The 13,390-nt window shown below is 70.2% G+C and carries 9 protein-coding genes; 6 read left to right on the top strand and 3 right to left on the bottom strand.

Annotated elements, in window-relative coordinates:
* The first annotated feature begins 53 nt into the window (after positions 1-53).
* Positions 54-1,853, top strand: coding sequence for a M4 family metallopeptidase (locus tag ACX114_RS06590; RefSeq protein ID WP_459295811.1), 1,800 nt, complete (start codon positions 54-56; stop codon positions 1,851-1,853).
* A 60-nt stretch (positions 1,854-1,913) separates the two neighbouring features.
* On the opposite strand, the gene ACX114_RS06585 is transcribed toward ACX114_RS06590, so the two are convergent.
* Both ACX114_RS06585 and ACX114_RS06580 read right to left on the bottom strand, forming a co-directional pair.
* Positions 1,914-4,268, bottom strand: a complete 2,355-nt coding sequence (locus tag ACX114_RS06585) for an arylsulfatase (RefSeq protein WP_459295809.1) — start codon at positions 4,266-4,268, stop codon at positions 1,914-1,916.
* A gap of 96 nt (positions 4,269-4,364) precedes the next feature.
* Positions 4,365-5,399 carry an aldo/keto reductase gene (locus tag ACX114_RS06580; protein ID WP_459295807.1) on the bottom strand — a complete coding sequence of 345 codons (1,035 nt, stop codon included), beginning with the start codon at positions 5,397-5,399 and terminating at the stop codon, positions 4,365-4,367.
* 167 nt (positions 5,400-5,566) lie between these two features.
* On the opposite strand from ACX114_RS06580, the gene ACX114_RS06575 reads away from it, so the two are divergent.
* The 4 genes from ACX114_RS06575 to ACX114_RS06560 all read left to right on the top strand — a co-directional run bounded on the left by ACX114_RS06575 (position 5,567) and on the right by ACX114_RS06560 (position 11,068).
* Positions 5,567-7,348 carry an ABC transporter ATP-binding protein gene (locus tag ACX114_RS06575; protein ID WP_459295805.1) on the top strand — a complete coding sequence of 594 codons (1,782 nt, stop codon included), beginning with the start codon at positions 5,567-5,569 and terminating at the stop codon, positions 7,346-7,348.
* A complete protein-coding gene (locus ACX114_RS06570; protein ID WP_459295803.1) occupies positions 7,345-9,159 on the top strand; it encodes an ABC transporter ATP-binding protein in 1,815 nt (604 codons plus the stop codon). The genes ACX114_RS06575 and ACX114_RS06570 overlap by 4 nt, the downstream gene beginning before the upstream one ends.
* Positions 9,160-9,352: 193 nt before the next feature.
* Positions 9,353-10,132: an SDR family NAD(P)-dependent oxidoreductase gene (locus ACX114_RS06565; RefSeq protein WP_459295801.1), complete on the top strand. Its 780-nt coding sequence runs from the start codon at positions 9,353-9,355 to the stop codon at positions 10,130-10,132.
* A gap of 57 nt (positions 10,133-10,189) precedes the next feature.
* A complete protein-coding gene (locus tag ACX114_RS06560; protein ID WP_459295799.1) occupies positions 10,190-11,068 on the top strand; it encodes an aldo/keto reductase in 879 nt (292 codons plus the stop codon).
* Positions 11,069-11,078: 10 nt separating this feature from the next.
* Here ACX114_RS06560 and ACX114_RS06555 read toward each other — a convergent pair whose 3' ends face one another.
* Positions 11,079-11,675 (bottom strand): TetR family transcriptional regulator, encoded by a 597-nt coding sequence (locus ACX114_RS06555; protein ID WP_459295797.1) that lies wholly within the window; start codon positions 11,673-11,675, stop codon positions 11,079-11,081.
* Between the two features lie 94 nt (positions 11,676-11,769).
* Between ACX114_RS06555 and ACX114_RS06550 the strand changes: the two genes are divergently transcribed.
* Complete coding sequence (locus ACX114_RS06550; protein ID WP_459295795.1) at positions 11,770-13,353, top strand: FAD-dependent oxidoreductase; 1,584 nt, start codon at positions 11,770-11,772, stop codon at positions 13,351-13,353.
* Positions 13,354-13,390: the final 37 nt, after the last annotated feature.

Here is a 13,390-nt window from a genome sequence, read left to right as displayed (position 1 = left end):
GCTGACACGAGAATCAATTTGTCCGCTGCACCTGCCCCCCGAAAGCACCCCCCATGGCCCTGCGCACCGACCTCTCGAAGCCCGTCGTCGCCACCCAGAACCGCACCGACACGAAGCCCGTGAACACCGTGAAGCCCCAGGGCCCGGTGGGCATGAGCTCGCAGTCCAGCTTCAGCGCGGGCGCGCCCTCCAAGGCGAAGGCCACGGTGGCGCTGAACGGCGTGGGCCAGAAGCTGACGCCGGGCCCGGTGGACCTCACCAGCCCCCAGGCGCAGCAGGCCATCCAGCAGACGGTGGCGTACGTGAACCAGAAGAACCCGCAGCTGTCCGGCGTCACGGGCGGCACGTCGTTCTCGCCGCGCACCGTGGAGCGCGACCAGCTGGGCATGACGCACGTGCGCATGGACCGCATGCACGAGGGCGTGAAGGTCGCCGGTGAGCAGATCATCGGCCACCTGGACGCGAAGGGTCAGTTCGACAGCCTGACGGGCAACGTGTCCGACATCCCCGCGGGCATCGGCAAGGCGCCCACGAAGCTGACGGCGAAGGACGCGCTGGCCGTGGCGAAGAAGGACTTCAACGGCGACACGACGCGCGCCCCCACGTCCGAGAAGGTCATCGTCAAGGGCAAGGACGGCCAGTACCACGCCGCCTACCACGTGACGCTCACCGACACGTCCGCGGCCAACGGCAAGGAGCCGCGCTCGATGAACTACTTCATCGACGCGAACACCGGCGCGTCCATCAAGCAGTACAACACCATCAGCCACTGGAGCCGCGAGGGCGCCAAGGCCACCCCCACGAAGCCGGGCACGTCCACGCAGACGCCCTCCACCCCGGCGACGCCGGCCCCGACGACGGGCAGCGGCGCGGCCCGCGTGGCGGACGACCAGACGATGTACAGCGGCAAGGTGGACCTCCAGACCACGAAGAACAAGGACGGCACGTACTCGCTGGAGGACAAGACGCGCGGCAAGGGCATCGTGACCTACGACGCGAAGAACCGCCCGGAGGCGTCCGGCTCCACGGCCATCACCGACAAGAACGACGTCTGGGGTGAGAAGGGCGACCCGACGCGCGCCCAGGCGGGCGTGGACGCGCACTACGGCGCGGCCATGACGTACGACTTCATGAAGGACGTCCTGGGCCGCGACTCCATCGACGGCAAGGGTGAGAAGCTCATCAACTACGTGCACACCGACAACAACCTGGTGAACGCGTTCTGGGACGGCGAGAAGATGCAGTACGGCGACGGCGACGGCGTGGACTCCGGCCCGCTCACCACGCTGGACATCGCCGGCCACGAGATCGCGCACGGCCTCACGGAGCGCACCGCCGGCCTGGAGTACGAGGGCGAGTCCGGTGGCCTCAACGAGTCCTTCAGCGACATCATCGGCACGGGCGTGGAGTGGTACGCCAGCCAGAAGAACGGCGCGGTGAAGTTCGACTGGGCGGTGGGCGAGGACGCGTGGACGCCCAAGAACGGCGACAACACGGACGCCCTCCGCTACATGAACGACCCGACGGCGGATGGCTACTCCATCGACAACTACAAGAACTACCCGAAGATGACGGAGGTCCACGGCTCCAGCGGCATCGCCAACAACGCCTTCTTCCTTCTCACCGAGGGCGGCAAGAACAAGACGTCCGGCATCGAGGTGAAGGACGGCGTCGGCATGGACAAGAGCCTGAAGATCTTCGGCCGCGCGCTCACCACGTACATGACGCCGCAGACGAACTTCTCCGAGGCCCGCGCCGCCACCATCAAGGCCGCCACGGACCTGTACGGCAAGGACTCCACCGAGGCGAAGAAGGTCGCCGAGGCCTGGACCGCCGTCGGCGTGACCAAGTAATCCCCTGAAGCTTCAGGCCCGGACGGGAGCCCTCGCGCTCCCGTCCGGGCCTTCTTCATTTCACTGCTTCGCCAGGGCCGCCTTCTGTTCGGCCTTCGTGTCCCGGACGTGCTCGCCGGAGACGTCCACCGTCACCTCGTGGAGCGTGCCGGTGAACTCGAAGGGCGCGGCGTAGCGCTGGCTGACGGACGAGTTCTCGTCCCGGCCGCAGGTGAGCCCCTCTCCCAGGCTGATGGCCAGCGGCATGGTCGCGTCGATGGTGCTCTGCGCCACCAGGTCCCCGTTGATGTAGAGCCGGCCGCGTCCGGGAGTGCCCCGCCCCACCCTGAGGTCCGCCTTGCCGGTGGGCTCGAACTCGAACCTCAATTCCGAGCGCCCCTCCGGCACGTCCACCGCCGACTCGATGTGGAACTCCTGCTCGCCCAGGTAGTTGTAGGCGTAGTGCAGCTTGTGGTCCTGGATGAAGAACGTGTAGCCGCCGGTGAGGCCGCCGTGGCTGAGCAGCACGCCCTCCGTGTCCCGCGTCACCTCCGCGTCCGCGGTGATGGTGTGGGGCCGGTTGAGCACGTGCACCGCCGCGTTCTCCGGCGCGGGTGACGTGTGCGGTCGGTACACGTAGCGCGTGCGGTCCTTCGTGAGCTGCGGGCGCTCCAGGGCGAACACGGCGCGGGTGGGCGACGCGAGCGGCAGCACCTGGTAGCGCCCGGCTTCGGCGTACCAGAGGGCGATCATCTCGATGAGCTTGCCCCGGTTCTCCTCCGCCACGTTCCTCGTCTCGGAGCAGTCTTCCGCCACGTGGTACAGCTCCCAGCCGCGCGTATCCAATTCGCGCAGCCGGTCCTCGTCGAGCTGCGACTCACCGAAGCCCTCTCCGGCCTCCGTGAAGGACGGGCCGGGGAACGGGCACACCGCGCGCCAGCCGTCATGGTAGATGGCGCGCGAGCTGAACATCTCGAAGTACTGCGTGCGGTGGCGGCTCTTCGCGTTCCCGTCGTTGAACGTGTGCTTGAAGCTGACGCCCTCGATGGGTGACTGGGTGACGCCGCGGATCTCCGCCAGCGGCTCCAGCCCCAGGCAGTCCAGCACCGTGGGCACCATGTCGATGGCGTGCGCGTACTGCGTGCGCACCTCGCCCTTCGCCTGGATGCCCCGGGGCCAGTGGACGAGGAACGGGTCGGTGGTGCCGCCGCGGTACGTCTCCCGCTTCCAGCGGCGGAACGGCGTGTCCCCCGCCCAGGTCCAGCCCCACGGGTAGTGATTGAAGTGCTTCGGGCCGCCCAGCTCCTCCATGGCCGCCAGGTTCTGCGCCAGCGACTCCGGCGCGTTGTTGAAGAACTTCAGCTCGTTCACGGAGCCATGCGGCCCGCCCTCCGCGCTGGCCCCGTTGTCGGACAGCACCATGATGAGCGTGTTGTCCAGCTCGCCGGTGTCCTCCAGGAACTTCAAGAGCCGGCCGATGTGATGGTCCGTGTGCTCCAGGAAGCCCGCGAAGACCTCCATCATCCGCGCGTAGAGCCGCTTCTCCTCCGGGGGCAGCGAGTCCCAGTCCTGCACGTCCGGGTCGTGCCGGGACAGCCGCGTGCCCGGGGGAAGCACGCCCAGCTCCATCTGCCGCTGGAACACCTTCTGGCGGTAGGCGTCCCAGCCGTCGTCGAACTGGCCCGCGTAGGCGTCCGCCCACTCGCGGGGGACGTGGTGGGGCGCGTGCATGGCGCCCGTGGCGAAGTAGAGGAAGAAGGGCTTGTCGGGCGCGACCTGCTTGGTGTCCGCGATGCAGTCGATGGCGCGGTCCACCAGGTCCGGCGTGAGGTGGTAGCCCTCCTCCGGCGTGCCGGGCGGACGGATGGCGTGGTTGTCGTGGATGAGGTCCGGGTAGTACTGGTGCGTGTCCCCGCCCAGGAAGCCGTAGAAGCGCTCGAAGCCGCGGCCCAGCGGCCAACGCGAGTACGGCCCGGCGGCGCTCGTCTGCTCCGCGGGGGTCAGGTGCCACTTGCCAATGGCATACGTGTTGTAGCCGGCCTCCATCAGCATCTCGGAGAGGAAGCCGTTCTCGAAGGGGATGGTGCCGTTGTAGCCGGGGTAGCCCAGCGACGTCTCGGTGATGGTGCCCATCCCGTTGGAGTGATGGTTGCGGCCGGTGAGGATGCACGAGCGCGTGGGCGAGCACAGCGCGGTGGTGTGCATGTTGTTGTAGAGCAGCCCGCCCTTCGCCAGCCGGTCCAGGTTCGGCGTGCGGATGGGCGAGCCGTAGCAGCCCAGGTGCCCGAAGCCCGTGTCATCCAGGATGATGAACAGGACGTTGGGCGCGCCGGGCTTGGAGCGCAGGGGGGAAGGCCATGCGGGAGACGACTGCTCCCACGTGCGGCCGATGACGCCGGGGAAGGGACTGCCGGGCTTGTATTCTTTGAGGGACATGGGCGTGAGGTGCATCGCCCCCCAAGACAGCGAATCTGCCCCCGGGACGGAGGCGGCCGGACCCGGGCCCTGGCCGCCTCCTGCTTCACACCCCGCTCACGTCACGGGGAACGGGTTGCGCTCGTGGAACTGGCGCTGGTGGAAGTACGGGTACGGCCAGGGCGTGGCGCTGGCGGCATCCAGCGTGGCCACCTGCGCGGGCGTGAGGTTCCACCCGATGGCGCCCAGGTTCTGGCGCAACTGCTCCTCCGTGCGCGCGCCGATGATGACGTTGGACACGGTGGGCCGCTGGAGCAGCCAGTTGAGCGCCACCTGCGGCACCGTCTTGCCCGTCTCCTGGGCCACGGCGTCGAGCGCGTCCACGACCTTGAAGAGGTACTCCTCCGGCACCTGCGGGCCGCCGGCCGCGGTGGCGGGGTTGTTGAGGCGGCTTGTCTCCGGCTTCGGCGCGCCCCGGCGCAGCTTGCCGGTGAGCCGGCCCCAGCCCAGCGGGCTCCACACCACCGCGCCCACCTTCTGGTCCTGCGCGAGCGGCATCAGCTCCCACTCGTAGTCGCGGCCCACGAGCGAGTAGTAGGCCTGGTGGGCCACGTAGCGCGCCAGGTTGTAGCGCTCCGACACGGCCAGCGACTTCATCAGGTGCCAACCGGAGAAGTTGGAGCAGCCGAGGTAGCGGATCTTCCCGGCGCGCACGAAGCCGTCCAGCGTGTTGAGGACCTCCTCCACGGGCGTCACCGCGTCGAAGGCGTGGAGCTGGAACAGGTCGATGTAGTCCGTCTTCAGCCGGCGCAGCGAGGCCTCCACGGCGCGCGTGAGGTGGAAGCGCGAGGAGCCCACGTCGTTGGGCCCCGGGCCCGCGCGGAAGGTGGCCTTGGTGGAGATGATGGCCTTGTCGCGCCGGCCCTCCAGCGCCTTGCCCAAAATCTCCTCCGCGAGCCCCGCGGAGTAGCCGTCCGCGGAGTCGAACATGTTCACGCCCGCGTCCAGCGCGATGTCCACGAGCCGCGTGGCCTCCTTCACGTCGCTGGAGCCGAAGCCCTTGAAGAAGTCACCCGCCCCACCGAACGTGCCCGTGCCCAGACTGAGGACGGGGACCTTGAAACCAGAACCACCCAGCTGCCGGTATTCCATGACGTTCACCTCGTGACGAAGCAGGAGGAAAGGCGGCCCACGTAACGGGCCGTGGCGCGGCGCGCAACCGTCTTTGCCTGGGTTGCGCGAAGTGCTTGATGCGGCGCGGGGGGCCGCCCATCATGCGCGCGCCTTCCCGGGCGGGGAGGCAGGGGTCCAGGTTCCACGTGAGCACATCCGCGACACCCGCATCCGGCCGCCCCCCCATCCTGCGGGCGCTGGGCTATCTGCGCCGCTACCGCCTGGAGGCGATGGGCGCGCTCGTGTCGCTGCTGCTCGTCTCCGTGGCGAACCTGGGCGCGCCGCAGATGATCCGCATCGCCATCGACCAGGGGCTCGCGCGCGGGGAGGTGCGGCCCGTGTGGCTGGCGGTGGGCGGCCTGGTCGCCATCGCGCTGGGGCGTGGCCTGTTCAACTTCCTGCAGGGCTACCTGGCGGAGCGCGCGTCGCAGGGCGTGGCGTTCGACCTGCGGGACGCGCTCTTCGCGCGGATCCAGCGGCTGTCCTTCAGCTACTACGACCAGGCGCAGACGGGGCAATTGCTCACGCGGCTGACGAGCGACGTGGAGGCGGTGCGCAGCTTCGTGGGCGGCGGCATCGTGCAGTTCGCCGCGGCGGCGGCGATGCTGCTCGGCTGCGCGGGCCTGCTGGTGTACCTGGACCCGGTGCTGGCGGTGGCGGCGCTCGCGACGGTGGCGCCCATCCTCCTGGTGATGCGCGCGTTCATCCGGCGGATGCGGCCCATGTACGGCCAGCTCCAGGCGCTGCTGGGCTCGCTCAACACCACGCTCCAGGAGGACCTGCGCGGGCTGCGCGTGGTGCGCGCGTTCTCCGCCGAGGCACGCGAGCTGGCGCGCTACGGGAAGACGAACGCGGAGCTGAAGGAGACGAACCTGCGGGTGGTGGACGCGCTGTCCAGCAACTTCCCCTTCATCACCTTCTTCGCCAACCTGGGCACGCTGGTGGTGGTGGGCGTGGGCGGCTGGCGCATCTTCCACCAGCGGCTGACGCTGGGGGAGCTGGTGGCCTTCAACAGCTACCTGGCCTTCCTGCTGATGCCCCTGATGACGCTGGGCTTCATCGCGGCCAGCATGTCCCGGGCGAGCGCGTCCGCGGCGCGCCTCTTCGAGCTGCTCGACACGGAGGTGGAGGTGTCGGACCGCTCGGGCGCGGCGCCGCTGCCGCCGCTGCAGGGCCACATCGAGCTGCGCGACGTGCGCTTCCGCTACGCGGGCGGCGAGCGTGAAATCCTGCGGGGCGTGAGCGTGACCCTGGAGCCCGGGCAGCTGGTGGCGGTGCTGGGCACCACCGGCTCCGGCAAGAGCACGCTCATCAACCTGCTGCCGCGCTTCTACGACGTCACCGGGGGCGCGGTGCTGCTGGACGGGCACGACGTGCGGGACGTGACGCTCGCGAGCCTGCGCTCGCAGATTGGCGTGGTGCTGCAGGACGCGCTGCTGTTCTCCGGCACGGTGCGGGAGAACATCGCCTACGGACGCCCGGAGGCGACGCAGGCCCAGGTGGAGGCCGCGGCGGAGGCGGCCCAGGCGGCGGAGTTCATCCGCGAGCTGCCCCAGGGCTACGACACGGTGGTGGGCGAGCGCGGCGTGGGGCTCTCCGGCGGGCAGCGGCAGCGCCTGGCCATCGCGCGGGCGCTGCTCACGGATCCGCGCCTGCTCATCCTGGACGACAGCACGTCCGCGGTGGACGCGCGCACGGAGACCGCCATCCAGGGCGCGCTGGACATGCTGATGCGGGACAAGCGCAGGACGGCCATCGTCATCGCCCAGCGCATCAGCACCGTGCGGGACGCGGACCTCATCCTCGTGCTGGACGAGGGGCGCATCGCCGCGAAGGGGCGCCACGAGGAGCTGAAGGCCACCAGCGAGCTGTACAACGACATCCTCGGGTCGCAGCTGCTGCCCCCGCGTCAGGAGGGAGCGGCATGAGGCGGCCGGGGAGCCTGGAGTCGATGGTGGAGCTGGAGGCGGACCACGCGAACCAGCGCGGCAGGGTCCTGCGCCGGCTCCTGGGCGAGCTGCGTCCGCACGCGCGCGCGCTCACCTCCGCGCTGGTCTTCATCCTGGTGGGCGCGGCGTGCCAGGCCCTGGGGCCGTACCTGGTGAGCCGGGCCATCGACCGCGACATCGGCGCGGGGGACGGCTGGGGGCTCGCGCGGACGCTGGCGGTGCTGCTCGCCGTCTACGGGGTGGGCGCGCTGTCTCAGCAGGCGCAGACGCGGCGGGTGGGCCACACGGGGCAGCGCGTGCTGGCGGACCTGCGCCAGCGCCTCTTCGAGCGGCTCCAGCGGCTGCCGCTGGCGTGGTTCGACCGCCGGCCCCTGGGCGACCTGATGAGCCGCCTGCTGAGCGACGTGGACACGCTCAACCAGCTCTTCACGCAGGGGCTGACGCAGCTCCTGGGGTCGGTGCTGGGGCTGGTGGGCGTCATCATCGCGATGTTCGCGCTCAACGCGCGGCTGGCGCTGGCGTGCTTCTCCATCCTCCCCGCCGTCGTGCTCACCACGTGGTTCTTCGCGTCGCGGGCGCGCAATGCCTACCGCAAGACGCGGCAGACGGTGGGCGACGTGACGGCGAACCTCCAGGAGGAGATTGGGGGCGTGCGGCAGGCCCAGGCCTTCAACCGCACGGAGAAGAACATCGAGCGCTTCCGCGACCGCAACGCGGCCAACCGGGACGCGAACGTGGCGGCGGTGGGCATCACGTCCGCGTTCTCGCCGGCCATCGACCTGCTCTCCACGCTGTCCATGGCGCTGGTGATTGGCTACGGCGGCGTGCTGACGCTGAGCGGGCGGCTCACGGTGGGCGGCGTGGCGGCGTTCCTCATCTACGTGCAGCAGTTCTTCCGGCCGGTGCAGTTGGCCGCGTCCGTGGCAGCGCTGATGCAGTCCGCGCTGGCGGGGGCGGAGCGCATCTTCGCCATCCTCGATGAGACGCCGGAGCCGCCGGACGCGCCCGGGGTGGTGGAGCTGGGGCCGCTCCAGGGACAGGTGGTCTTCGACAACGTGTCCTTCGGGTACGACGCGGCGCGGCCGGTGCTGCGCGACGTGTCCTTCCACCTGGAGCCCGGCCAGACGCTGGCGCTGGTGGGGCGCACGGGCGCGGGCAAGACGACGGTGGCCAGCCTGGTGCCGCGCTTCTACGACGTCACCGGGGGCACGGTGCGCGTGGACGGGCACGACGTGCGCCAGGTGACGCGCGGCAGCCTGCGCCGTCAGATGGCCATGGTGCTTCAGGAGCCCTTCCTCTTCAGCGGCAAGGTGGCGGACAACATCGCCTACGGGAAGCCGGACGCCACCCGCGAGGACGTGGAGGCGGCGGCGAAAGCGGTGCACGCGCACGACTTCATCACCCGACTGCCGCAGGGCTACGACACGGTGCTGGGCGAGGGCGGCGCGATGATCAGCCAGGGGCAGCGGCAGCTGCTCGCGTTCGCGCGCGCGGTCATCGCCAATCCGAAGGTGCTCATCCTGGACGAGGCGACGGCGAACATCGACACGCGCACGGAAGGGCTCATCCAACTGGCGCTGGGGCAGCTCCTGTCCGGCCGCACGAGCATCGTCATCGCGCACCGGCTCAACACCATCCGCCACGCGGACCTCATCCTCGTGCTGGAGCGCGGCATCGTGGTGGAGCGCGGCAACCACGCGGAGCTGCTCGAGAAGGGCGGGCTCTACGCGGAGCTGTATCACCAGCAGTTCCGCGACACGCCGGAGCCGGCGGCCAAGGCGCTGGGCTGAGCGCGCGGGTTGGCTTTCCGCGCCTTGATTCCCGCCAAAGTCGTCTCTTGCTTGCACGGCCGGCCGCCTCTCGTTACCCAGCGGCCGAGGGTGCGGCCCCGGCGGCCTGCGCTTCGCGGTGGCAGTCCCCATCTCCAGCATTCATTGCATCGGAGCCGGACGCGTCCTCTTCACCCCCTTTCCGGGAGCAGGCATGGCAGGCAGTCGAGGGACAGCGTTGGTGACGGGCACGTCCGCGGGAATTGGCGCGGTGTACGCGCGGCGGCTGGCGGCGCTCGGGTATGACCTGGTCCTCGTGGCCCGGCGGGAGGAGCGGCTGAAGGCGCTGGCGGCGGAGCTGACGGCGGCGCATGGCATCCGCGCGGAGGTGCTGCGGGCGGACCTCACGGTGCACGCGGACCTCCAGCGGGTGGCAAGCCGCGCGGCGGGCGAGGACATCACCCTGGTCATCAACAACGCGGGCGTGGGCGGCTATGGCCCCTTCGCGCAGGTGGACCCCGCGGCGCTGGAGGGCCTGGCGAACCTGCACATGATGGCGCCGATGCTGGCCACGCGCGCGGCGCTGCCCGGCATGCTGGCGCGGGGCAAGGGCGCCATCATCAACGTCGCCTCCCTGCTCGCCTTCTCCGGCGCGATGCCGCCAGGTCCCCTCCCCCACCGGGCCACCTACGCGGGCGCGAAGGCGTTCCTCGTCCACTTCACCCGCACGCTCGCGGGAGAGCTGCGCGGCACGCCCGTGGTGGCGCAGGTCGTCTGCCCGGGCATGACCTTCACGGAGTTCAACGGCGGCTATCCCGGCACCATGTCGCCGGAGGACGTCGTCACCGCGTCGCTCGTCGCGCTGGAGCGCGGTGAGACGGTCTGCGTCCCGGGGCTGGAGGCCGCGGAGGCCCTCACGGCTTTGGAGAAGGCGGAGGCCGGACTCTTGCGAGGGGCGACCCACGCCCTGGCCGGACGGTACCGGAAGGCGTGAAACGCATTTGCTGCACATGCATCTATCTGGGCGTTCATCTGCACGGAGGAAGCACTCATGAGCGGAACCTCGACGCGACCCGCGGAGAAGAGCGGCACCTTCAAGCTGGGCGGAGACCTGCCCGTCCACCGTCTGGGCTACGGCTCCATGCAGCTCACGGGCCCTGGCATCTGGGGCCCGCCCAAGGACCGGGCGGAGGCGGTGCGCGTGTTGCGCCGCGCGCTGGAGCTGGGCGTGGACTTCATCGACACGGCGGACTCCTACGGCCCCTACTTCAGCGAGGAGATCATCGCGGAGGCCCTGCACCCCTACGCCAAGGGCGTGGTGGTGGCGACGAAGGCGGGCCTGGTGCGCACGGGGCCCAACGAGTGGCATCCGGTGGGTGCGCCGAAGTACCTGCGCCAGGAGCTGGAGCTGTCGCTGCGCCGGCTGAAGCTGGAGCGCATCGACCTGTACCAGTTGCACCGCATCGACCCGAAGGTCCCGGTGGAGGAGTCGTTGGGTGAGCTGAAGGCGCTGCAGAAGGAAGGGAAGATCCGCCACATCGGCCTGTCGGAGGTGTCGGTGGAGGAGATTCAGCGGGCGCGCAAGGTGGTGGACATCGTGTCGGTGCAGAACCGGTACAACCTGACCGACCGCGTGCACGAGAAGGTGCTGGACTACTGCGAGAAGGAGAACCTGGGCTTCATCCCGTGGTTCCCGCTGGCGACGGGCGGTCTGGCGAAGCCGGGGAGCACGCTCGACTCCGTGGCGAAGAAGCACAACGCGACGCCCGCGCAGATCGCCCTCTCCTGGCTGCTGGCCCGCTCGCCGGTGATGCTGCCCATCCCGGGCACGTCCTCGGTGAAGCACCTGGAGGAGAACGTCGCGGGCGCGGAGGTGAAGCTCACCAAGGACGAGCTGGCCGCCGTGGACGCGCAGGCGTCGGGGCGCTGAAGCCCGGCGCTCACCTCCGCTTCAGGTAGCGCAGGAGGAGTGTCACCAGCTCCTCCTGGAGCAGCCCCTGGGACAGGGACTCGGGGCGCTCCACCACGGCCCGGTGGATGACCGCGTGGGCCACCGTGTCGATGAGCCACAGGGCCAGCTCCGGATCCGGCACGTCCGTCTTGAACCGGCTCATGGCCTCCAGCATGGGCGCGTCGTCCTTGTCCCACTTCCTGGCCGGACGCGCGGGCATCTGTTCCGTCAGCGCGTGGTGCAGCTTCGGATTCACCGCGTGCGCCGCGAAGCCCAGCGCCACCAGCGTCCGGATGAGGTCCTCCAGCGTGTTGAACTTCCGCGTCGCCAGCACCTCCCTCGTGGCGGCGCGCTCCTTCTTCACGTGACGGCGTAACACCTCCGCCATCAGCGCCTCCTTGCCGGGGAAGAACTGGTACAGCGACGCCACGTTGACGCCCGCCCGCTCCGCGATGCGGTTCGTCGTCAGCTTCGCGTAGCCGTCGCGCACCAGAATGTCAGCAGTCGCCTGCACCAACGCATCCACTGTCGCGCGTGAGCGCTCCTGCGTGGGCGTCTTCCGAGGGGAAAGCTTCGCGCGAGGCATGCCGGACTCCTGGGACGGGAACGCAAGCTGACAACATAAGCACTCCCTTACATTCTTGTCTCCGTCGCCGCTGGTTCGCGACAGGAGGCCTTCCATGTCCCATGACATCCTTCCGGTGCTCGTCGTCGGCGCGGGGCCCACGGGCCTGACGCTCGCTTGTGACCTGGCTCGCCGGGGCATCCGCGTGCGCATCGTGGACGCGGCCCCGCGCCCCTTCGTCGGTTCTCGCGGCAAGGGGCTTTCGCCTCGCACGCTGGAGATGCTGGATGACCTGGGCGTGCTCGATGCCGTGCTTGCCGCCGGTACTCCCTACCCCAGCCTCCGCCTCCACTGGCGGCGCTTCGTCGTGGGTCGGTGGACCATGATGAAACGCCGCGCGGCGACGCCGGACGTGCCCCACCCCAATCCCTGGCTCGTGCCCCAGGCCCGCACCGAGGGCATCCTGCGCGACCGGCTGACGTCGCTGGGTGTCTCAGTTGAGTTCGGCACCGCGCTCACCGGCTTCACCCAGGACGACACCGGCGTCACCGCCACCCTCACCCGTGACGGCGTGGAGGAGACCGTCCGCGCGCGGTACCTGGTGGGCGCGGACGGCGGACACAGCCGCGTGCGCAAGGACCTGGGCCTGACCTTCCATGGCGTCACCCACGAAGAGGAGCGCATGGTCGTGGGCGACGTGAGCGTGGACGGCCTGGAGCACACGCACTGGCACATATGGCCCTTCGCGAAGGGCGGCGTGGTGGCGCTGTGCCCGCTTCCCGGCGCGGGCCGCTTCCAGCTCGCCCTCCAGGTGAAGCCCGGTGGCGTCGTGCCGGAGCTCACCGAGGCGGCTCTCAATCAGCGCATCCAGGAGGCCGCTCGCCCGGGCCGAAACCTGCGCCTGCATGACGCGAGCTGGCTGTCCCTGTACCGCCCCAACGTGCGCATGGCGGACCGCTATCGCGTGGGCCGCGTCTTCATCGCGGGCGACGCCGCGCACGTGCACCCGCCCACCGGAGGCCAGGGGCTCAACACCGGCGTGCAGGATGCGTACAACCTCGGCTGGAAGCTGGGCCACGTGCTCCAGGGCGCGGACCCGGCCCTGCTCGACACCTATGAGGCGGAGCGGTTGCCCGTCGCGGCCCGGGTGCTCGGGCTGTCCTCGAAGCTGTTCGATGGCATGCGGCAGGGGCGCATGAAGGCCCTGAACCGCGGCGAGGAGCTGCTGCAGCTGGGCTTGAGCTATCGCGGCGGTCCGCTCGCTCCGGAGGTCCCCGGCGACAAGGCCCACGTGCAGGCCGGAGACCGCGCCCCGGACGCGCCCTGCGTGGACGCGCACGGAAAACCTGTCCGACTGTCGGACAGGTTTCGCGGCCCCCACTGGACGCTGCTCGCCTTTGGGAACGCGCACGCGGATGCCGCCGCGTGGGCCGGGGATGCCGTGCGCGTCGTCCGCGTCCTCGGGAAGAGCGCGGCCCCCCTCCCCGGGTCCCTGGGCGACGTGGATGGCCACGCACACCGCGCCTACGACGTGGCCCCGGGAGGGGACGCGCTCATCCTGGTGCGCCCGGATGGCTACGTGGGACACGCCTCCCGACCTGGCGACCTCGCCGCGCTGGAGCGATTCCTGACGCCGCTCCTGCCCCGCCCTTCCGCCCGGGCCGTGCCGTACGTAACCGCCGCGAGCAGCCCTGCGTAAAGGGAGCGACACCACCGGGCTTCGCATTCAGGCGAGG

It is taken from the genome of Corallococcus sp. M7 (genome assembly GCF_054512695.1).
This window is presented reverse-complemented; position numbering and strand designations above follow the sequence as displayed.

Excerpts from the sequence above, each read along its gene's own strand:
- ACX114_RS06590 (WP_459295811.1), top strand. The coding sequence starts at position 54 with ATGGCCCTGCGCACCGACCTCTCGAAGCCCGTCGTCGCCACCCAGAAC.
- ACX114_RS06585 (WP_459295809.1), bottom strand. The coding sequence starts at position 4,268 with ATGTCCCTCAAAGAATACAAGCCCGGCAGTCCCTTCCCCGGCGTCATC.
- ACX114_RS06580 (WP_459295807.1), bottom strand. The coding sequence starts at position 5,399 with ATGGAATACCGGCAGCTGGGTGGTTCTGGTTTCAAGGTCCCCGTCCTC.
- ACX114_RS06570 (WP_459295803.1), top strand. The coding sequence starts at position 7,345 with ATGAGGCGGCCGGGGAGCCTGGAGTCGATGGTGGAGCTGGAGGCGGAC.
- ACX114_RS06565 (WP_459295801.1), top strand. The coding sequence starts at position 9,353 with ATGGCAGGCAGTCGAGGGACAGCGTTGGTGACGGGCACGTCCGCGGGA.
- ACX114_RS06560 (WP_459295799.1), top strand. The coding sequence starts at position 10,190 with ATGAGCGGAACCTCGACGCGACCCGCGGAGAAGAGCGGCACCTTCAAG.
- ACX114_RS06555 (WP_459295797.1), bottom strand. The coding sequence starts at position 11,675 with ATGCCTCGCGCGAAGCTTTCCCCTCGGAAGACGCCCACGCAGGAGCGC.
- ACX114_RS06550 (WP_459295795.1), top strand. The coding sequence starts at position 11,770 with ATGTCCCATGACATCCTTCCGGTGCTCGTCGTCGGCGCGGGGCCCACG.